Below are 20119 nucleotides of genomic sequence, written 5' to 3' on the forward strand. Positions count from 1 at the left end.
CCGCCGCCTCGTAAAGGATTATGAACGTTATGCCCAGACGCTCGCTGGACTGCACGTCGTCGCGTTCGCGTGCATCATGATGAAGCAAGCTGTGGCAATCGCGGCGGGTTCATAACAGCCTCTAGGGCTGCGATGCACCTGCTGGCGCGATCAATCGTCGGAAACCGCTTCGCCAAGTCCGCGATTGAGACCGCCCTTTACGATGCCATGGGACGGCGGAAGGGCGTTTCCGTTGCTGAGCTATTGGGCGGACAGGTTCACGATCGCTTACCCGTTCTCTGGACCCTTGCGAGCGGCGATACCGGCCGTGACATCATCGAAGCAGAGGAGATGGTGGCGCGCAAGCGGCATAACATCTTCAAATTGAAGATCGGCAAGCGGGACATTGCCCAAGATGTGGCGCATGTCGGCAAGATAAAGGCAGCGCTGGGAGACAAGGCTTCGGTGCGCGTGGACGTCAACATGGCCTGGACCGAAGTCGAGGCGCGTCGGGCGATCGCGATGCTGGTCGACGTGGGCTGCGACCTTGTGGAACAACCGATCGCAGGGAGCAATTTGGAAGGCATGGCACGGCTGCGCAATCAGGCCGCCATCCCGATCATGGCTGACGAGGGCCTGACGGGGCCAAACAGCGCGCTCCAACATATCGCCAGCCATGCGTGCGATGTCTTCGCCATCAAGATCGAACAATCAGGGGGGCTGCGCGCAGCCCAGCATGTGCAGGCCATCGCCGAGGCCGCAGGCGTCGCCGTTTATGGCGGCACCATGCTAGAGGCCGGGGTCAGCACCATTGCCTCGGCGCATGTTTTCGCGACCTTTCCGCGTCTGGACTACGGCACCGAATTATTCGGTCCGCTGTTGCTGACGCAGGAAATACTGCGCCAGCCACTTGATTACTCAGACTTCGCGCTGACGGTGCCGACCGGCCCCGGGCTTGGCATCGATCTCGACGATGACGCCGTCACCTCGTTGCGCCGCGACCGCTCGAAGACATTCTCCGTCTCCCAATCCGCGAGGGCCTGAGCCATGTTGTTTCATGTAACGATGGACGTCCGCATCCCACACGACGCCGATCCGGCAGTCATCAATGATCTCAAGGCACGCGAAAAGGCGCGCTGCCAGGAACTTATGGAACAGGGCATCTGGCGCCATATCTGGCGCGTCGCCGGTCAATACCAGAATGTCAGCATCTTCGATGTGGCCGACAATGGGCAGTTGCACGAGTTGCTCATGGGCCTGCCGCTTTTCCCGTTCATGTCGATTTCCGTGCAGCCCTTATGTCGGCACCCCTCATCAACTCGGTCGACCGATCACTGAGGCGCGCATGACTTTTGTAGATCGACAGGGGACCCGAATTCATTGGCGAACCGATGGCGAATATGGCGCGCCGCCCATCATGCTGCTCAATTCAATCGGAACGGACATCAGCCTTTGGGATAGGGTCCTGCCCTTTCTCAAGCCTCACTTCCAGGTCATTCGCATGGACATGCGCGGCCATGGCGCATCCGATGCGCCTGAGGGCGATTATGCTTTGGCGACGTTCGCTGACGATGCCTTCGCCGTCCTCGATATGGCGGGCATTGCACGCGCCCACATAGCAGGCGTGTCCCTTGGGGGCATGGTCGCCATGCGGTGTGCGCTCGATCGACCCGAGCGTGTCACCTCACTCTCGCTCATCTGCACGTCCAGCGCCATGGATCGCGCGACCTGGTCTGCACGCATCGACACAGTTAGGCGCGATGGCACATCCGCCATAGCCGACATGGCGGTCGGTCGATTCCTCTCACCCACTTTTGCCGGGCAGGAAGAGGCGTTGGTGAAGCGTATGACGCGCGCGATCGTCGAGCAGAGCGATGCAGGCTATGCAGGCGCCGCCTGCGCGATCCGGGACATGAACTTTTCCGACGACCTTGGCGTCATCGTTGCGCCGACGCTGGTCGTGACGGGAACGCAAGATATTTCGACACCTTATCACGGCCATGGAGACAGGTTGGTCAGCGCGATCGGCGGCGCGGCGCACCTCGCGCTCCCCTGCGCTCACCTGCCACCGCTTGAAGCTCCAGAGGCGCTTGCGACCGCGCTCATAGGGTTTTCCAGGCAAGCCGAAGTACTGAAAATCTAGTCTTGGCCCGCCCGCGGCGGCCAGCGCTCTGTCATGACAAGGAGAGAAATGTGAAACTTGCGACCTTTACCACCCGCGAGGGAGGGCCGCGCGAGCTCGGGCTTGTAGAAGGCGATGGGCTGATTTCTTTATCCAGCCTTGATGAGGCGCCAACGGCGATGATCGCATTGATGGCGGACTGGGGGCGATGGCAAGAAGCGGTGCGTTCCCTTCAAGGCACGTCTGCCACCTATGCCCTGGACGACGTGCATTTGCACGCCCCGGTGCCGCGCCCCGGCAAGATCATGGGCCTGGGCCTCAACTATAGCGATCATGTAGCCGAAGCACGCATCGAAATGCCCAAGGATCAGCTCTGGTTCGCCATGCAGGCGACCACGGTCAATGATCCCTATGGCACGATCCAATTACCGCGCGTGTCGACGTCGCTCGACTATGAGGGCGAGTTGGTCTTTATCATCGGCAAGACCATCCGCCATGCTACCCGCGCACAGGCCAAGGACGCGATCTTCGGCTTTGCCTGCGGCAACGATGTTTCTGTCCGCGACTGGCAGTTCAAGACCTCACAGTTCAATCTCGGGAAATCCTTTGACAGCCATGCGCCTTTTGGTCCCTGGATCGTCACCGCCGACGCAATCGACCCGCATGCACTCGACATAAGATCTTTCGTCAATGGCGAGCAGCGGCAGGGATCGAATACCCGTCATTTCATCTACGACTGCTATGATCAGGTGGCCTATCTCTCTCAGGCAATGACGCTCGAACCGGGCGATATATTCTTCACGGGAACACCGGGCGGCATTGGGTCTGCCATGAAACCGCCTCGGTGGCTTGGTGACGGCGACGTAGTGCGCGTGGAGATCGAAGGGATCGGCGCCATCGAGAATATCGTACGGCCCGAATAGCGTTCACAAAATGCCGGGCCGTACAATCGTACGGCCCGGTTATCAGTCTTACGTACATTAATAGCGATAGGTGAGCTGTAGCTGTATCGTCCGCGGGTTATTTACATAGCCGCGCTGGTCCCCGAGTACGCCTGCCGAGGTTCCAGTTCCTGAACCTGTCGATGGCGTATCGAGCGATCCGCTGATCACGAAGCGGTTGGTGAGGTTACGCGCAATGATCGCTGCTTCCCAGCCCGATTGGCTGCGCAGGGTGAAAGAGGCATCAAGGTTCACATATCGTGGCTGGTTGGCGAGCGGATTATTGAAAGGCGACGCATTATAGCTGCTGCTATAGCGCGCATCGACGGAAAAGCCGACAGTCAGCCCTCCTGCGTCAAATTCATAGCCCCCGCCCAGCGACCCCGTCCATCTCGGCGCATTTGCTGTAGGTCGGCCGCTTAGGTCTTGCACGAAGAGGCCACCAAAAGGACTGCTTGTTGTCGTCAGACAGCCTTGCGCAGGCGTCTGACCGGTCACGCAAGGTGCTATGAAGTCGATATAGCGCGCCTTGTTATAGTTGGCCGACCCTCGAAGGTTGAGGCCAGGCATTGATCGCGGCGCGAAATCCGCATTGAATTCAATCCCCTTCGTCCGCGCCGAACCGGCATTGGTGGTGACGAAGCGGAAGGACTGGGCCTCGAAGAAATCCACTTGAAGATTGGTATATTTATAGCTGTACGCAGCCAGAGCCAGCCGCAACTGGTTATCGAGCGTCGTGACCTTGACACCGCCTTCGAAGCCGCGCGCCTTCTCAGGTTCAAAGTCAAGATCTGCAGGATCGCTAAAAGTCGTGTACGCGCTTTCATTCGAGAAGCCGCCCGACTTGTAGCCAGTCTTGAAACCGCCATAGACGTTGAGGCCACTACTGGGCCGGTAGGACACCACTAGCTCAGGCGAGATGTTGTTGAATCGCTGTCGCGCATAAATGGGTTCGTTCAAACGATATATCTGGCCGGGACGAACGACTGGATGAATGTAGAAGCTATTTTTCGTCTCATGTGTGTATCGTGCGCCGCCGGATATCTCGACTTGCGGCACGACCTTCCAGATGACCTGTGCGAAGGGAGAGATCGTCTCGCCGTTGGTCGTCGAATATTTCTCATAGGCGATATACTGGTCGCGCGCCGGCGCTGTGCTGACACGAGAATTACCGAAATAGACCGGTTGATTGGCGAAGAGCCAACTACGCTGATAAAGTACGCCGATCATGCCGTTGATGGGAAAATCGAACCCACTTGTCGCCCGCACCTCTTCGGAAAAAGTACGCCAACGTTCATAGGATCCAGCCCACAACTGGGTGGTGCGCTGCTGATAGTCGCTATCGGACAACCATTGGCTGCGCTGATGCTGATAATTGGTATTGGATGTCAGCGTGATGTCGCCAAGGGCATATTCCAGATTATTGGTAATCGCGAAGGCGCGATAGTTCGCGTAGAGCTTGCCGTCTTTCGCGTATGGGAAATCGGCAGCAATCTTCGACGGCATGTCATTGTGATAGTAGCGCCATTTGCGCTGACATGGCACGCCAGGCTGCAACGTGCTGAATCCAGTGGCGCAGGCATAGACGATATTGTTCCACCCTGGATCATCCACATGGTTGAGCGCACCCGATATCTTCAGAATGTTGGTGAGGCCGTCAATTGGCTGCCACCGAACAGTCAATCGGCCGACAAACTCGCGCTCTCCTGGTGTCTTGCGGGCGCTCGCCGGTGCAGTGACCGTCTGGTTGGGCGCCAGATTGAGGATGTCGTTAATGTTATAGGTCACAGGTGTGGCCAGGTTGCGACTGAGGCCGCCGAGCATTTTTGACCCGCGTAGCGCAACCCGAACGCCCAATGTCTCGGTTAGAGGAGCAGAGAATACCGCCTCCCCGTAAATTTGTTGTGCTCGCATCTCGTAGCCGGCGCGGAGCGATCCTTCGACGGTGTCGCCGGGGTTGGCGGAGTCGATCGCTATGACGCCTGCCGTAGCATTCTTGCCGAAGAACAGCGCCTGCGGACCTTTGAGAACCTGGATTTTGCCGAGATCGAAAAAACCCTCGTTCAAAATGCGGCCATTGCCATAATATGCGCCGTCGACAATGATCGCGGTGGAGGATTCCACGCCGAGCGCGCTCGCTGGGGTTCCAATTCCTCGAAGCGATATCTGCGCTCCGGAACCGGATGTCGCCTTGCCGACGGTGAGATTGGGCGTGGCTGCCGCAATCCGCTCGATGCTTGAGATATTATAGCGATCAATCTGCGCAGGAGAGAAAACAGCAACCGCAACCGGAATATCCTGTAGCGTCTCGGATCGCTTGCGGGCCGTCACGACGATATCTTCAAGTCCGCCTGCCGATCCGGCATCGCCAGCTTCGCCCTGTTGTGCCCACGCGGGCATCGTTTGGCTGATCGGCAGGGTCGCGAGCGATATCGATAGCGCAAGGCGCGACCATCCCTTGGGTAAAATCCCCATAACCTCTCCCTATAAATATATGTTTCTTATGAATTATCTTGATCCGGCTCCGCGCAGGTAGGGCCGCGCGGAGCCAGGCAATGCTTCAGGCGCCGACTGGATCTGGGAAGAAGGCGCGACTGGGTGTCGGCCATCCAATCGGGTCCATCGCCGCGATCTGCTCCTCATCGTGCGGCTGTCGCCAGTCGGCCCCAACAATACGCTTGCAGTTGGCCTGCGCCCCTTCGTCGCTTAGCAGCCACAGCAGCGGGGGTACCATGACCGTGGGCTGGAGCATGTTGGCTCGATCCCAACCACAATCATCGGGTATGATCGCCGTGTTGGTGACGCCGCCAGGGACGAGCACATTGAGCGTCACGCCGGTTCCTGGCAGTTCCTGGGCGAGGATCGCTGAATGCGCCTCGAGCGAAGCCTTGGTCCCGCCATAACCGATATTTCCAAGGCGCAGCAGCGAGTCCTGACTGGTGGTGATATTGATGATCCTGCCCCAACCCCTGTTCTTCATGCCTGAGAGCGCCTGCAAGCACAGTGAGAAGGGTGCGATGGCATTGATCTCAAACATGCGCCGCGCGACAGCGGGTGACATTTCGTCGGAGGTGACCGGTCGTCGAAAAATATCGCCGCGAATGATGCTGGTGGCGACACCCGCATTGTTGACCAATATCTCGATGGCGCCGTGCTGCTTCTCGAGCTTCGCTATAAGGCCGTCGACCTCGTCACCCTTCGTCAGATCGACAAGAACGGCATAAGCCCGATCGCGGGCAGTCTTTGGGATGCGTGCGAACAAATCATCAAGCAAGGCCTGGTCAAATTCGGCGCATATGACGCGATGGCCGTCCTCGATCAGTGCCAGCACCATTGCCTGACCCAGGCCGCCACCAGCGCCGGTGACGAGCGCGAGGCGTCCAGTTGCAGCTTCACTCTCCACGATATGCTCCTTCAAATTTTAGGGTGTTGGGGTTCAGGACGCATTTGCGCGCCAATATTCAGGCACTTCACATGTTCGCGTGCCCATGTCGGCTGGAATGGAGATTTCGAGCACGTCGAAATCCGGCGCGATGTCGATCTCGCTATGCTTGCAGCCGCCCGGGATCAGGATGCTGTCCCCACGCTCAAGGCGCACGGTGCGTCCATCCTCGAACTGCAGCGTGTAGCCCCCGCCAAGAAGGTAGACGAACTGCATCTCGCACAGATGGTAATGCCACCCTGTCGCTTCAGGCTGACCGATGACCATCGCTCGCTGGACGCGCATGCGCCCGGCCGTCGCTTGGGTGACGCCATAGTCCAGAAACTCTACCCAATCGCGGCGTCCCGGGATGCGAGGCAATGTCTTTTCCTGCGCAATGGCAACATGAATACCGTTGCTATTCCCCAGCCCTTCCGCGGCCTGTTCGTCCATATCGCTGGCATCCCCTCATTTGGCGCGTTCACCGTCGCACCATGAAGGTGCGAATGAATTCGATGTACGCTCTGCGTATTAAATGACCGCTATGCGTTCATACACCAGTGTTTGCCTTGGCTAACCGGCTGTGTCAAGGAGGACGCAAATGATGGGATCGGAGACGATTTGAAGATGGGCAGCCCTGAGATACTCAACGACCCAATCAACGAGCGCGATTTCATCCAGAGCATCGAGCGGGGCTTTGCGGTGCTCACTGCCTTTGATGCTGATCTGCCGCGGCCCACGCTTGCCGAAATCGCCAAACGAACCGAATTGTCGCGCCCGGCAGTACGGCGTATCCTCCTGACGCTGCAGCAGTTGGGCTATGTCGCCGGCGCAGACGGTCGCTGGACGCTGACCCCGCGCGTGCTGAGTATCGGGCAGCATTATACCGCTACCCATGCCCTCATTGAGATCGCGCAGCCTCATATGGTCGCATTGACTGAGCGCACGTCGGAGCCGGCGTCCCTTGCCGCCCTTGACGGGACAGAAGCGGTTCATATCGCCGACGTGCCAGTGCGCCGGATCATGAGCGTCAATGTGTCTGTCGGGATGCGCAATCCGGCCTATCCCACGTCGATGGGGCGTGTGCTCCTCGCCTGGCAAAGCCGAGCGGCCGTGGACGAATATCTCACCAATGTTACGCTTCAGGCCTTCACTTCTCAAACGATTGCGACGCCCGACGAGTTGAGGGCAGCGTTGGATCAAGTTCGCAAGGATGGCTATTCGATCGTCGACGGAGAACTTGAGGAGGGACTGCTTTCGGTGTCTGCCCCCGTTTTCAATGCTGAGGGCGAGGTCATCGCGGCGCTCGCATCCTGGACGTCGAAGGGCCGATCAACTGTTGCCCAGTATCGCAAGACTGTTGTGCCACATCTCGTCGACCTTGCCGGCGCCATCAGCCGCGACATGGGCTATAGCGGCATCTCTTCCAGGGCGCGCGCCTAAACCTCGCTGCGCGCGTCAGTGCGGGACATAGCGATAGGGCCCGAGCCGCAGCGCCAGAAGTGCTGCCAGGCCAGTCAGCACCGCACATATCAGCATGGCCGCCTGATAATCACCTGACCAGTCATGCGTTGCCCCCGCAATGAGTGAGCCGATCCCGCCTCCCATGGCGATGACACCGCCGAGCCAGCCATAGATGGCGCCAAATGCTCGACGGCCAAAATAGCGGGACGCGAAATAGGCGATCATGTCCATTTCCGATCCGAAGGCGAAGCCCATCAGCAAGACACCGACGAGGGTCAGCGACGCTGATCCCGTCGCAGTGCACAGGATGATGATCCCACTCATCGCCATCAGACTTACGGCCAGCGCGACGAGTCGACCGTTCAGGCGATCGAGCAACGTCCCCACCAGCAATCGTCCTGCCAGTGACGACAGGCCCAACATCGAGGCTGTAGCGGCTGCATCCGCCATAGAGGCGCCCGCCTCGTGAAACATTGGAATGAGATGCGTTCCAAGACCGATCAGACCGATTGTGAGCAACAGGCCGATCGCCATCAGCATCCAGAATGTTGTTGTCCGGACGGCTTCACCAAGCATGATGCCTTCACTGTCCGAGGGCTTCAGTTGGTCGGCCTCCCGGGTCAAGGGCCGCCCAGGCAATAGGAACCACAGGAGCGGTGCGCCCAGAAGCGCAAGAACGGCAAATGTCTTGAAGACCAGCGACCAACCGCCAAGCGCTGTCAGCCAGACTGCAAGGCGCGGCACCCAGAAGGCCGAGAGGCCGATGCTTGCGAATGCGATGCCGATGGCGATACCGCGTGCCGCCGCGAAACTATCAGCTACCGGTTTGATGAGGGTCACTGCTCCCGATCCGGCGCCCAGGCAGCTCACAAGGAAATAGAGCAGCCAGAAAGGCATATGGTGGATACCCGCAGGTACCGACAGCATTCCGACGGCATAAAGGATCAGCGAAGCGGTCGCCACGACCCTTGCTCCCAGACGATCGGCCAGAGCGCCCCACCAGGGCCCCGTCACCAGGATGGCGATGGCATAGAAAGTCAGCCCCAGCGACAGTGCAGCACGCGACCAGCCGAAATCTGCTTCGAGCGGCGCAATGAGCGCGCCATGGCTGTAACCGATGGTGGAGGTCACTCCGACGCTCAAGCCGAGGAAGCTTCCAAGGATGACACACCAGTGATCCCGCAGTTCAGAACGCTTGGAACCGTGCGAACCCGTCATTGCTGCTCGCCCGGCGCATCGAGGCTGAGGCAAATATATTTGAGCTCCTGATAGTCTTCGAGTCCGTGCCGTGAACCCTCCCGGCCGAGCCCCGACATTTTCACACCGCCAAAGGGCGCGACCTCGGTGGAAATAAGGCCGGTGTTGACGCCGACCATTCCTGCCTCAATCGCTTCGGCTACGCGCCATATGCGGGACATGTCCCCCGCGTAAAGATAGGCGGCTAGGCCAGAATCGGTTTCATTGGCGAGCGCGATGACCTCGGCTTCGTTCGAAAACCGGATAAGCGGAGCAACCGGGCCGAATGTTTCCTCGCGGGTGATCCGCATGGTCGATGTGACATCGCGGAGAATTGTCGGCGTAAAGAATCGACCGCCCAGGGGATGACGGCTTCCCCCCGAAACGAGGCCCGCCCCCTTCGCCAGCGCGTCGGCAATGTGGGCTTCGACCTTGTCGAGGGCCTGCGCATCGATCAGCGGACCGATTGCGACACCTGCTTCGCTGCCGGCACCAACACGGAGTTGATCAACAGCCAACGACAATCGCTCCACAAAGGCTTCATAGATGCCGCTTTGCACATAAATCCGGTTGGCACAGACGCAGGTTTGTCCGGCGTTGCGAAATTTGGAGAGGATGGCACCGGTCACCGCCGCATCCACATCTGCGTCGTCGAACACGATAAAGGGTGCATTGCCGCCCAGTTCGAGGCTCAGTTTCTTGATCGTCGTGGCGGACTGCTGGTAGAGGAGTGCGCCTATCGGGGTCGACCCGGTGAAGCTGATTTTTCGCACGAGCCGATGGGCGGTCAGCGCGCCGCCAATTTCTGCGGCATCTCCTGTTACCACGTTGAGCAAGCCGCTCGGCAGCCCTGCTTCTTCACCAAGTTTAGCAAGCGCAAGAGCGGTGAAGGGTGTTTGCGGCGCAGGTTTGAGCACGACGCCACACCCTGCCGCCAGTGCCGGCGCGATCTTGCGCGTGACCATCGCCGCGGGGAAATTCCACGGCGTAATTGCGCCTACGACCCCAACGGGTTGGCGCAGAACCAATATGCGCTTGTCCTCCATGTGCGCCGGCACAATTTCCCCATAGCTGCGTCGCCCTTCTTCGGCGAACCAGCGCAGGAAGGAGGCGGCATAGTCGATCTCGCCGAGCGCTTCGCCAAGCGGCTTGCCCTGCTCGGCGACCAGCAACTCTGCGAGCCCGCTTCGATGCGCCAGGACGAGATCATGAAAGCGGACCAGTATGTCGGCGCGCGCACGCGCAGTGGTAGCGGCCCAGACTCCCATCGCTTCGTGCGCAGCGGCGATCGCATGCTCGGCCTCCGCCCTGCCCATATCGGGCACGCGCCCGATGACGGAACCGCTGGCCGGATCATCGACGTCCACCCATTTGCCGTTCGTCAGCCATGCTCCACCGATGAAGCAGGCTTCACGCTTCAGTTCGAACATCTCTAACTGTCCTGCAGCCTTGCCATCAGGCGGCCTTGTTGATTGCGATGGCCTGTGGCGCGGTGAATTCAAGCAGACCGGCAAGGCCATGCTCGGCCCCAAGACCGGACTGCTTACGACCGGCAAAGACCCGATCAGGCGACATAGTCTGGATTTCGTTGATCCAGACCGTTCCCGCATCGAGACGCGCCGCGAGATTGCGGGCGAGATCGATATCCTTGGTCCAGACGGACGCTGCAAGCCCGAACGATCCCTTGTTGGCCCTTTCAAGCACCTCATCGACCCGTTCGAATTTCAAAATGGGTACGACAGGGCCGAATGGTTCCTCGACCACGACGCGCGCGTCATCGGGTGGATTGTCCACGACCGTTACGGGAACAAAGAAGCCTGGACCTTCCCACTCGTCCCCACCCAGTGCGAAACGATGCCCCTGGTCGCGAGAATCCTGGATAAGTTCGCGAACCTTGTCATACTGCATGCGGTTCTGAACCGGCCCCAGTTGGACGCCCTCCTCCGTGCCGCTACCCATCGGCACAGACCCGGCATAGCGGACAAAGGCGTCCAGAAATGCGTCATAGATGTCGACATGGACATAGATCCGCTTGGCGGCCACACATAGTTGACCGCTATTCTGGAACGCACCCCAGAACAGCGCTTGCGCAGTTTCCTCGACAGCGACGTCCGACAGCACGATAGCGGCATCGTTTCCGCCAAGTTCCAGCGTCAGGCGCTTGAGTGTATCTGCCGCACTCGCCATGATCTTCTTTCCGGTCCCGGTCGAACCGGTGAAGGATATCTTGGCGACATCGGGATGACTGGTGAGTGCGGGACCCAGGTCGTCGCCCCCCGAGACGACATTGACGACACCAGGCGGGAGCACGGACTGGAGCAATTCACCCAGCCGCAGCGTCGCAATGGGCGTGAAGGGCGATGGTTTGACGACGAGCGTGTTGCCTGCAAGGAGCGCGGGCAAGATCTTGAACGCCACGATCATCAACGGATAGTTCCACGCAGTGATGGCCGCCACTACGCCCAGTGGGACATGATGTACCTCGACAAGGCGGTCGGCCGAATCCTCGATGATATCGACCGGAAGATCCTTCTGCGCGAAGGCCGTGCACCAATAGATGGAACCGTCCAGTTCCCCTTCCGCATTCGCGCGGGGCTTTCCCTGTTCGTGGATCAGAAGGTTGATCAGCTCTTCACGATGCTCGGTCATGCACGCGCCGATGGCCCCGATATAGTTCTGCCGCTCGGCAAGAGAGAGTGCAGCCCAGGCGGGAAAGGCCGCCTTTGCTGCTGCGACGGCTTCGTCGAGTTGATCGAGCGTTGCCTTGGGAGCCTTCGCAAAGACCTGCTCGGTCGCAGGATTGATGACATCAATCTGCTCGCGTGCGGGCGCTGAACGTCCGTTGATCGTCATTGAAAACGGGCTTTGAACGCCTGTCATTATCCTCTCCATTCGTACGTCCGCCCAATTGCCGGATCCTATTTCAAGTTCATCTTGGCGGCATTGCCGTCCCAGAGTTTCGACGGCGCATAGGCATCTGGATCGACGATGACATCGATCACCGTCGTTGTGTCGGCAGCGAGTGCAGCTTCCAGTGCGGCCTTGAGATCGCCGGGCTGCTCGATCGTCACACCCAATGCGCCGGCGGCGCGCGAGACGGCGCCATGGTCAACAGGACTGAATGCGATGGCTGATGAGGTTTTGCCGTAGAAAAGATTTTCGGCGTGGCGTTGATAGCCCAACAGTCCATTGTTGAGGACAATCACGACCACCGGGATATTCTCGCGCACGCTGGTCTCGATTTCGGACCAGACGTGAGCAAAGCCACCATCGCCAACAATCGCCACCACCCGCGATTTGGGTGACGCAAGCTTTGCGCCCATCCCCAGCGGCATCCCCCAGCCCAGGCCTGCCATGCCGCGCGGAAGGAGAAAGCGCTGCCCAGTGCGCTTAGTAGTGAGGTAGCTCGAAACCCAGATGGACGCATAGCTCGCGTCAGCCACCACGATATCGTCGGGCGCGAGCAATGCATCGAGTTCAGCGAGCATGCGCTGGGGCAAGATCGGCACCTGATCCGATGCGAAAACCGGCTTCATGATCTCCTTGTGCTTTGCACGCCCCTCAGCGATTTGTTGCTTCAGGGCATCGGCGGCGGCGCTGCGGAGCGAGAGATCGCTCCTTTCGAGGGCTTCGGCGAGATCCTCAAGCGCCAGTCGCGCATCGCCCACCAGACGGGTCGCTTCGTAGGATCGTCCGACTTCCATGCTATCGACATCGATATGGATATAAGTCGCGTCAGGTGCGGTGAGGCTCCAGCCGTCGGTCCCGTTTTCGTTGGTACGCGAGCCCACGAAGAGCACGACGTCAGCGCCGGAAATGATCGGCAGATGGAAGTGAGCAGGCCCCTTCTCCCCGGTCACATTCGCCGCAACGCCCAGGGATAATGGATGGTTTTCGTCGATCGCGCCCTTGCCCATATTGGTCGTCGCAACTGGCAGGTGTCCGACGTCTATCAGGCGCTCAAGCGCCGCCGCAGCGCCCGACAGATGAACACCGCCGCCTGCGATCACGATCGGCGCGCGCCCCGTCGCAAGCAATTGGGCTGCGCGCTGGACGTTCTCGCAGTCGGGACGCACCCGATCGAGAGGAAAACTGCCACTGTCGCGGTGCCTGGGGAAACGCGGCGGCTGCGCTTCCATGTCGAGAACGTCGCGTGGCAGGAGCAGAACGACAGGACCGGGCCGACCGGAATTGGCGGCGGTAATCGCCAGATCGACATAATCTTCGGCACGGGCCGGATCATCAAGACGCCGGGTCCATTTCGAGACGCCGGCAAACAGCGCAAAATGGTCCAATTCCTGAAAAGCGTTGCGGTCGCGGAAGGCTGCGGGTACTTCTTGGACCAGCACCAGCATAGGCAGTGAAGCAGTCAGGGCCTCTGACATGGGCGCCACGGCCAGTGTGGCAGCCGGTCCATTTTGCGCGACCAAGACGCTGATGCGGTTCGTAATCCGCGAAAAGCCATCGGCCATCACGCCACCGGCATTTTCCGTTCTGTAGAAGATCTGGCGCATGCCGGCTTCCTCGGCCGAGATGCTGAAGGAGATCGGATTGCTCTGCCCGAAAAACATCGTGATGCCGTGCCGCTTGAGCGACGCAGCGATGACGTCGGAAACCTTCATTTTAGTCCCTCTCCCTACAATTGCGCGTTCCCCGCTGGTCGATGAACAGCGAGGTTGCGGTCCGGCGACTTCGAGGCGTCGCCAATACCTTGCTGATCATGAACCGGGGCCAGGCTTGAAAATGGCGCCTGCTCTCGCTTCCGTCTTCGAGAAGAGGGGCTCCTTCGTCCAATTCCTTTTGGCCAAGGGTCATCACCTTAGGTCATGACCTGATTAAAAATAGCCAAAGACATTCCTCGGAGGAATAGGCCAACAGAAGTAGCGATTTGTCCTATGGCCTGTCGCTGTGATGAGAAGATGCCAGCGTTTCGGCACGTCACAGGCCGGATCGCACATGATAAAGAATGACGAATTGAGGGGAGGATAGGATGCCGAAACGCAAAACAGCCATTGGGCTGCTTTCGGGGCTGTGCACTGCGATGCTGGCGCTACCGGCCTATGGTCAAGATAGCGGCGCGGCCGGATCGGCGACGCGCGAGACAGGTCCAGCGACGCCGCAAACCGAAGACATCGTTGTGACGGCACAGAAGCGGTCGGAATCTCTCCAGAATGTTCCGTTGTCGGTGACAGCGCTCGGTGGCCGTGCGCTCGAATCCAGTTCAGTCAACAGCGTCAATGACGCCTTGCGCGCTGTACCGGGCGTTACGAGCTATAGTTCGTTCCAGGGCGGCATGACGAAATTCGCCGTCCGCGGGGTCGCGTCGAACCCCTCGCTGTTCAACGGCAGCAGCGTCGTGGGCTATTATCTGGACGAAATCCCCTTCGCCTTCGCCCGCTTCCCCGTCTCTCCTGACGCCAATGCCTATGATATGGAACGGGTGGAGGTGCTGCGCGGACCGCAGGGTACGCTCTATGGTGCCAGCGCGCTCAACGGCGTGGTCCGGGTCCTGACCCATGACGCCGATCTCAACGAGGTCCAGGTCAAGGCGCGTGCCACCGGATCGACCACCCGCGGAGGTGGCGAAAGCTTTCGCGGCGACGCCGCACTCAATATCCCGCTTATACCGGGTAAGCTCGCCCTGCGCGCGGTCCTTGGTTATGCGGACACCGCAGGCTGGATCGATCTTCCCGTCGCCGGCATCAAGGAAGTCAACGACGGCAAGACGAAGAATCTGCGGTTGAAACTGAACGGTGAGCCGTCCGACAATCTCAAGGTGGAAGGGCTTGTCTGGCTGAACCGCAATGAGATCGGTTCGTCGAACAATTCCAGAGATGACGGGACCTGGCTTGCCCGGTTCAGGCAACCGGCCAGCACTGACTTTGACGCCTATGGACTGACGCTGTCCTATGACTTCCCGACCTTCTCGGTCCTCAGCGCGACCAGCCATATCAAATTCCGAAACGCCAGCCTGATCGATGCGCCGGTCGGGGGCGCGCGCCACAATACGGAACTGGGCGCTCGGCTCTGGTCACAGGAACTGCGCGCGGTCTCGACGGGGGATGGCCCCTGGGGATGGTCTGTCGGCACTATCTATCGGGATGCCAAGGACAATCAGCGTCAGCGCTTTGATACGCTGAACAACGGGCTTTGGCTCGACTTCGACTATGGGTCGAAATCCTACGCGGTGTTCGGCGAACTCAGCCGGAAATTTCTCGACGACCGCCTGACTGTCACGGGTGGCCTACGCTACTATAAGGACAAGACCAGCTATCACGAGAACGCCTTCTGGAACACCAACCCGCTCCTGCCGGACCGCAAGCAGTCATTTGACGCAGTGACGCCGCGGGCGGTCATCTCTTTCCGTCCGACCTCCGATCTCTCCCTCTATACCAGCTATTCGCAGGGTTTCCGGAGCGGCTTTAGTCAAAACGGCCTCGTCCTGCGGGTCACCGATGCTGCGCAGTCGGTGCGTCCCGATCGGCTCCACAATTATGAGGTCGGCGCCAAGGGCAAGCTTTTCGATGGCCTGATCGAGTTCGACGGTTCGGTCTATTATATCGACTGGAAAGACACGGTGCAGGTCCTCAATGTCATCATCACGACACCGGCTGGCGTCTTCGGCGTCAACCAGGCAATCAACTCCGCATCGGCCAGCGGACTTGGCGTTGATCTTGCTGCCACGGTCCGTCCTGCCCGCGGGTTCAGCATCGGCGGCACGGTGAGTTGGAACAATCTTGAGTTCGATCGGGACGTTTTCTCAGGCACTGCGGTTCTGTTCCGCAAGGGGACCAGGCTGCCGGAGTCAGCCAAGCTCACCGCGACGGGCCAGATGGGCTATAATTTCGATCTGTCCGACGACTATAGCGCCGGCCTGTCAGCGGCGGTGACTCACACATCCCGGATCTACAATACCTCCGGCTTCACCCTGCTGAATGGCGACAATATCACAAAGCTCGATCTCGAACTCAAGCTGCGCTCGCGCAATGGCTGGAGTGCGTCAATCTTCGCCGACAATGTCACTGATGAGGGCGGTCGAGTGCGCCGGGTCGGCCCACAGCCGGTGAACGACTATGCCGATCGCCTCCGCCCCAGGACGGTGGGTGTCCAGTTCGAATTTGAAATGTGAGTGTTCCGCAAGGAGAGAACGCGCGACGAGTTCTCTTTGCGGCCCATGCCTCCCTAGAATGGAAGAGTTACCATGCCGCCAGCGCCTTTGGGCCAGCCCAGGATTGAGTCCGATTTCATCCAGATATGTTTCGTCGTGGAGGATCTTGAGACCGCGATGGAAGACTATTCGCGCATCTTTGGCGCCGGACCCTGGTTTCTCTATAAGGAGCCTCCTGCCGAAGAGGACAAGACCCGCTATCGCGGCAAGGCGACCCCCATGGGGACGCGCGTGGCCTTGGGCTATGCGGGCGACATGATGTTTGAACTGGCCAGTCCTCGGCCGGGCATGCCGTCCATCTTCCAGGAGGTCGCACAGCGTAACGGCTTTGGCCTGCACCATCTAGGACTTGCCGTTCGGGACTTCGACAGCGCCGCCGCCGCACTTGATGCCGCCGGCCTTGAAAGCCTGCATTATGGCGTCACGGCGCGCGGAGCGCGATGTGTCATGGTGCAGCGCGAGGGCGCGCCGCATGCGATCGAGGAATTTATCGAGATGCTTCCGGCAAGTGAGGCTTTCTACAGCTTTATGAAGAAGTGCGCGGCGGAATGGGATGGGGTTTCGCTCGTCTATGACGGGCCGGCGCCAAGCGACATCATTCTCAAATAGGCGTGAATGCGCGAGCGCATGGTTAGAAAGTTTCGGGTAGCAGACAAAGACGCGCTATCCGAGTGGCAATGGGAGTGAATGACAATGACCGCACAACCCCTTCTGGGCAAAAGCGCAATTGTAACAGGCGCGGCGCGCGGTCTGGGTCGCGCCTATGCGCTTCGCCTCGCTCATTTGGGCGCCGACGTTGCGATCCTCGACGCCAATCTGCGATCCTATGAGGATTTCGAGCAGGAGCGCGTGGCCATGACCGCTGAGTCGACGATGGCCGAAGTCGAAGGCCTTGGACGACGGAGCCTTGGACTTGAGGTCGATGTCACGCAGTCGAACGCCGTGACAGCAGCGATCGACGAAGTTGCAGCCAATTTCGGCACGGTCGACATCTTGGTGTGTAACGCCGGCGGCGGCCTCGGCACACCGGCCGAAACCGGCGGCAGCGTGATCGAGGACGATGTGCTGGACGCCGTCATCAGACGCAATCTCTATGGCACCATGTATTGCTGCCGCGCGGCGGCAGCCCATATGAAGCGTCAGGGATCGGGGCGGATCGTCACCAAATCCAGCCTCGGCGCCAAGCGTCCTGAAATTGAAGGGGGCTATGCTCATTATGGCGCGGCGAAGGGCGGCATCGAGAGCTATACGCGCTATCTGGCCCAGGAACTCGGACCGTTTGGCATCACCGTGAACTGCATCGCGCCCGGAGTGATTAGAACTGGCAGGACCGCGCCCATCCATGATTCCATGGGAAGCGAAGCCGTCAAGAAAATCTCTCTGCGCCGTTTTGGCTCACCCGACGATTGCGCGGGCGCAGTCGAATTCCTAGTTACGGATCTGGGCTCCTATGTGTCCGGCGCAACGATTCCGGTCGATGGCGGATTCTTCTAAGCCAGTTCGGCAAGGGCGAGATATATGGGAAATATGACCGTCGAGGATGCCGTAGTGCCTACTGGATCCACTCGGATCGACGAGTTGCGGACTCACTGGCGCATCATCCTGGGGATCATCCTGGGATTGAGCGCGGGTGTCACCTCGACGCTCGGCTACAGTCACGGGGCGCTGATCGCGCCTCTGGAAGCTGAATTCGGCTGGTCGCGCGCCTATCTGTCGCTTGGCATCACGGCCTTCGGCTTTGCCCTCCTGTTTACCGGGGCGCGATGGGGCGCACTGGCCGATCGCTTCGGCGCGCGCCGGGTCAGCATCCTCTCGCTGTTGCTCTATGCGTTATGCCTGCTCTCAACACCTATTCTCATCCGGATAATGCCGTTCTGGCTGGTGTATTTCGTCACGAGTATACTGGGCGGCGGCGCCTCTGCCGTAACGCTGACCAAACCAATCAATGACAATTTTGCCAGCGCTCGCGGCCTTGCGATCGGCTTCGCCTTTGCCGGCATTGGCCTTGGCGCATTCTGGGTTCCGCTCGCCACCTTGTGGTTGATCAACTTGGGAGGCTGGGCCTACGCCTATTATGGTATGGGCGTGATGGCGCTATTGGTCACGCCCGTTCTCTGGGTCTTGCTTGGCCCTACCCGGCGTCCTGCCGGATCGACAATGCCCCTTCCCGCCCGGAACCCGGTTGGCCTTACGCTCAAGGAGGCTACGGCAACGTCAGAGTTCTGGCTCCTTATCGCTATCGGCACCGCGCTGACCCTTGGCATTGTCGGCATCACGACCCATCTCATCCCTCTAATGCGCTCACTTGGCGCCTCGCCCGAATATGCCGTCGCCGTAGCCTCGATCCTTGGGCTGTCCTCAATGGCGGCGCGGCTTCTGGTAGGACTGGCGCTCGATCGCACGCGGGGTCCGGTCATCGCCGTTATCGTGCCTTTGGTGGCGACCGCAGGGATACTTCTTCTGGTTCCTGGCACGCTGCTTGCGCCAATTGCCGTCATTCTCATCGGCCTCGCCTTCGGTTCCGAAGTCGACATGGTCGCCTATTTCACGTCCCGCTATTTCGGACGGAAGGAATTCGGCGCGATCTACGGATGGATGTTCGGCACCTTCGCAATCGCGGGGGGCTGCGCCGCCTATATTTCGGGAGCGCTATACGATCATTTCGGCAACTATCACGTCGCAATGTTCGTCTGCCTTGTGCTTACCGGTGTCGCAGCCCTTCTCGCGTCCCGACTCAATGCCTACCGCTACGCAGCAGGCGATCATTGAAAAGCCTCTTTATGCAGCGGCCAGTGATGTTCGTTGCTTCGCGGTCCGCCATGCGTCCTCAAAGAAGCGCCGGGGATTGTCGATCACGATTTCGTCAAGATGATGTGCCGGCACTCCCTGGCTCTCCAGAGCGGGGAAAATATTTTCAAACAAATGGGTGATGGTCCAGTTCGGCATAGCTGCGTGGAGTTCGGCAGGCGTCATCGCACCGACGCCGCCTTTCCAGCAATTGACCGTGTCGTGCGACACCATGACGCGATCGCGATAGCCATGGTTGAGCATTCCCTTGAGATTGCGGATGCGAATATCGTCTGCGATTTCGAGGATCGCGCCGAAGCGATCGAAGCCGACATAGGATCCGCGCTCGGCGAGCGAACGCTGATATGGCGGATCGTCCGTTCCGCAACTATGTCCGACCAGAAGACTGGATGAGGCGAGCCCCGCCTCGGACACGATGTCGATCTGATCATGCCCGCAGGTGCAGCGTTCGGTATGCGACAGGATCGGCACCCCGGTTATCTGCGCAGCTTTGGCTGCGGCCGTGATGACCTTTCGTTCATAGTCCGTCACCACGCCCTCGCCGGTGGCGATCTTGATCAATCCGCAGCGGATGCCCGTCTCCCCCACGCCTTCCTCGATCTCCTTCACATAGGATTCGACGATCTGGTCGACCGACAAGGCGCCTAGCGTGAAGGAAATACCCATCGTCTCGGCATAGGCCCCCGTCGCGCAGATGAGATTGATTCCGCTCTTCTGCGATACTTCGGCCATGAATTCGACGTCACGCCCAAGGTCCATCGGGCAGGGATCGACCACTGTGCGCACGCCATGCTGGTGCAGGCCCTGAAAGGCGTCGACCACGCGCTCGATCGCTTCCTTGCGCTTGAACGACGGCTGCCGAGCGTCCATGAACCAACCTGGGAAGCCGATCAGCACATGTTCGTGCATCAGCGTCTTGCCCATGGCCTGGGTATCACTGCGCCCTGTGACCATGTTGATCGGGACGGTCATGATAAAAT

General features: G+C 59.7%; 17 protein-coding genes and 1 pseudogene. 10 read left to right on the forward strand and 8 right to left on the reverse strand.

Annotation, left to right across the window (positions count from 1 at the left end; translation table 11 throughout):
• The 5 genes and pseudogenes from RQH62_RS18195 to RQH62_RS18215 all read left to right on the forward strand — a co-directional run.
• Positions 1 to 115 (forward strand): annotated as a pseudogene (locus RQH62_RS18195) (IS5/IS1182 family transposase); the annotation flags it as partial.
• Positions 70 to 1023 (forward strand): muconate/chloromuconate family cycloisomerase, encoded by a 954-nt coding sequence (locus RQH62_RS18200; RefSeq protein WP_311270140.1) that lies wholly within the window; start codon positions 70 to 72, stop codon positions 1021 to 1023. The pseudogene RQH62_RS18195 and the gene RQH62_RS18200, both read left to right, overlap by 46 nt.
• Before the next feature lie 3 nt (positions 1024 to 1026).
• On the forward strand, positions 1027 to 1317 hold the full coding sequence (gene catC / locus RQH62_RS18205; RefSeq protein WP_311270141.1) for a muconolactone Delta-isomerase: 291 nt from the start codon (positions 1027 to 1029) through the stop codon (positions 1315 to 1317).
• Between the two features lie 7 nt (positions 1318 to 1324).
• A complete protein-coding gene (pcaD, locus tag RQH62_RS18210) occupies positions 1325 to 2122 on the forward strand; it encodes a 3-oxoadipate enol-lactonase (protein ID WP_311270142.1) in 798 nt (265 codons plus the stop codon).
• Between the two features lie 50 nt (positions 2123 to 2172).
• Positions 2173 to 3024 carry a fumarylacetoacetate hydrolase family protein gene (locus tag RQH62_RS18215; protein WP_311270143.1) on the forward strand — a complete coding sequence of 284 codons (852 nt, stop codon included), beginning with the start codon at positions 2173 to 2175 and terminating at the stop codon, positions 3022 to 3024.
• Between the two features lie 57 nt (positions 3025 to 3081).
• Here the strand turns inward: RQH62_RS18215 and RQH62_RS18220 are convergent, their stop codons facing one another.
• The 3 genes from RQH62_RS18220 to RQH62_RS18230 form a co-directional block, all read right to left on the reverse strand.
• Complete coding sequence (locus tag RQH62_RS18220) at positions 3082 to 5517, reverse strand: TonB-dependent receptor (protein ID WP_311270144.1); 2436 nt, start codon at positions 5515 to 5517, stop codon at positions 3082 to 3084.
• Between the two features lie 85 nt (positions 5518 to 5602).
• Positions 5603 to 6445, reverse strand: coding sequence for an SDR family oxidoreductase (locus RQH62_RS18225; protein WP_311270145.1), 843 nt, complete (start codon positions 6443 to 6445; stop codon positions 5603 to 5605).
• A 33-nt stretch (positions 6446 to 6478) separates the two neighbouring features.
• On the reverse strand, positions 6479 to 6916 hold the full coding sequence (locus tag RQH62_RS18230) for a cupin domain-containing protein (RefSeq protein WP_311270146.1): 438 nt from the start codon (positions 6914 to 6916) through the stop codon (positions 6479 to 6481).
• Positions 6917 to 7090: 174 nt separating this feature from the next.
• Here RQH62_RS18230 and RQH62_RS18235 point away from each other — a divergent pair, with 174 nt between their 5' ends.
• Positions 7091 to 7906: an IclR family transcriptional regulator C-terminal domain-containing protein gene (locus RQH62_RS18235; RefSeq protein ID WP_311270222.1), complete on the forward strand. Its 816-nt coding sequence runs from the start codon at positions 7091 to 7093 to the stop codon at positions 7904 to 7906.
• Positions 7907 to 7921: 15 nt separating this feature from the next.
• Here RQH62_RS18235 and RQH62_RS18240 read toward each other — a convergent pair whose 3' ends face one another.
• From RQH62_RS18240 to RQH62_RS18255, 4 genes are all read right to left on the reverse strand, one after another.
• Positions 7922 to 9145, reverse strand: coding sequence for an MFS transporter (locus RQH62_RS18240; RefSeq protein ID WP_311270147.1), 1224 nt, complete (start codon positions 9143 to 9145; stop codon positions 7922 to 7924).
• Complete coding sequence (locus RQH62_RS18245; protein ID WP_311270148.1) at positions 9142 to 10593, reverse strand: NAD-dependent succinate-semialdehyde dehydrogenase; 1452 nt, start codon at positions 10591 to 10593, stop codon at positions 9142 to 9144. Before RQH62_RS18245 ends, RQH62_RS18240 begins: the two co-directional genes overlap by 4 nt.
• A 25-nt stretch (positions 10594 to 10618) precedes the next feature.
• Entirely contained in the window at positions 10619 to 12016 is a 1398-nt protein-coding gene (locus RQH62_RS18250) for an aldehyde dehydrogenase family protein (RefSeq protein WP_311270149.1), read from the reverse strand.
• 65 nt (positions 12017 to 12081) lie between these two features.
• Positions 12082 to 13785 carry an acetolactate synthase catalytic subunit gene (locus tag RQH62_RS18255; RefSeq protein ID WP_311270150.1) on the reverse strand — a complete coding sequence of 568 codons (1704 nt, stop codon included), beginning with the start codon at positions 13783 to 13785 and terminating at the stop codon, positions 12082 to 12084.
• A 368-nt stretch (positions 13786 to 14153) separates the two neighbouring features.
• Between RQH62_RS18255 and RQH62_RS18260 the strand changes: the two genes are divergently transcribed.
• From RQH62_RS18260 to RQH62_RS18275, 4 genes are all read left to right on the forward strand, one after another.
• On the forward strand, positions 14154 to 16292 hold the full coding sequence (locus RQH62_RS18260; RefSeq protein ID WP_311270151.1) for a TonB-dependent receptor domain-containing protein: 2139 nt from the start codon (positions 14154 to 14156) through the stop codon (positions 16290 to 16292).
• Positions 16293 to 16364: 72 nt separating this feature from the next.
• Complete coding sequence (locus RQH62_RS18265; RefSeq protein WP_311270152.1) at positions 16365 to 16940, forward strand: VOC family protein; 576 nt, start codon at positions 16365 to 16367, stop codon at positions 16938 to 16940.
• Between the two features lie 84 nt (positions 16941 to 17024).
• Positions 17025 to 17825 carry an SDR family NAD(P)-dependent oxidoreductase gene (locus RQH62_RS18270; protein ID WP_311270153.1) on the forward strand — a complete coding sequence of 267 codons (801 nt, stop codon included), beginning with the start codon at positions 17025 to 17027 and terminating at the stop codon, positions 17823 to 17825.
• Positions 17826 to 17849: 24 nt separating this feature from the next.
• Positions 17850 to 19100 (forward strand): MFS transporter, encoded by a 1251-nt coding sequence (locus RQH62_RS18275; RefSeq protein WP_311270154.1) that lies wholly within the window; start codon positions 17850 to 17852, stop codon positions 19098 to 19100.
• A 9-nt stretch (positions 19101 to 19109) separates the two neighbouring features.
• Here RQH62_RS18275 and RQH62_RS18280 read toward each other — a convergent pair whose 3' ends face one another.
• Positions 19110 to 20111: a hypothetical protein gene (locus RQH62_RS18280; protein WP_311270155.1), complete on the reverse strand. Its 1002-nt coding sequence runs from the start codon at positions 20109 to 20111 to the stop codon at positions 19110 to 19112.
• Between the last annotated feature and the right edge of the window lie 8 nt (positions 20112 to 20119).

It is taken from the genome of Sphingobium sp. WCS2017Hpa-17 (assembly GCF_031843765.1).
In the GTDB taxonomy this organism is placed as follows: domain Bacteria; phylum Pseudomonadota; class Alphaproteobacteria; order Sphingomonadales; family Sphingomonadaceae; genus Sphingobium.

Coding starts and splice junctions, on each gene's coding strand:
- RQH62_RS18220 (WP_311270144.1), bottom strand. CDS start 5,517: ATGGGGATTTTACCCAAGGGATGGTCGCGCCTTGCGCTATCGATATCG.
- RQH62_RS18255 (WP_311270150.1), bottom strand. CDS start 13,785: ATGAAGGTTTCCGACGTCATCGCTGCGTCGCTCAAGCGGCACGGCATC.
- RQH62_RS18265 (WP_311270152.1), top strand. CDS start 16,365: ATGCCGCCAGCGCCTTTGGGCCAGCCCAGGATTGAGTCCGATTTCATC.
- RQH62_RS18275 (WP_311270154.1), top strand. CDS start 17,850: ATGGGAAATATGACCGTCGAGGATGCCGTAGTGCCTACTGGATCCACT.
- RQH62_RS18260 (WP_311270151.1), top strand. CDS start 14,154: ATGCCGAAACGCAAAACAGCCATTGGGCTGCTTTCGGGGCTGTGCACT.
- RQH62_RS18270 (WP_311270153.1), top strand. CDS start 17,025: ATGACCGCACAACCCCTTCTGGGCAAAAGCGCAATTGTAACAGGCGCG.
- RQH62_RS18250 (WP_311270149.1), bottom strand. CDS start 12,016: ATGACGATCAACGGACGTTCAGCGCCCGCACGCGAGCAGATTGATGTC.
- RQH62_RS18245 (WP_311270148.1), bottom strand. CDS start 10,593: ATGTTCGAACTGAAGCGTGAAGCCTGCTTCATCGGTGGAGCATGGCTG.
- RQH62_RS18240 (WP_311270147.1), bottom strand. CDS start 9,145: ATGACGGGTTCGCACGGTTCCAAGCGTTCTGAACTGCGGGATCACTGG.
- RQH62_RS18280 (WP_311270155.1), bottom strand. CDS start 20,111: ATGACCGTCCCGATCAACATGGTCACAGGGCGCAGTGATACCCAGGCC.
- pcaD (WP_311270142.1), top strand. CDS start 1,325: ATGACTTTTGTAGATCGACAGGGGACCCGAATTCATTGGCGAACCGAT.
- RQH62_RS18235 (WP_311270222.1), top strand. CDS start 7,091: ATGGGCAGCCCTGAGATACTCAACGACCCAATCAACGAGCGCGATTTC.
- RQH62_RS18230 (WP_311270146.1), bottom strand. CDS start 6,916: ATGGACGAACAGGCCGCGGAAGGGCTGGGGAATAGCAACGGTATTCAT.
- catC (WP_311270141.1), top strand. CDS start 1,027: ATGTTGTTTCATGTAACGATGGACGTCCGCATCCCACACGACGCCGAT.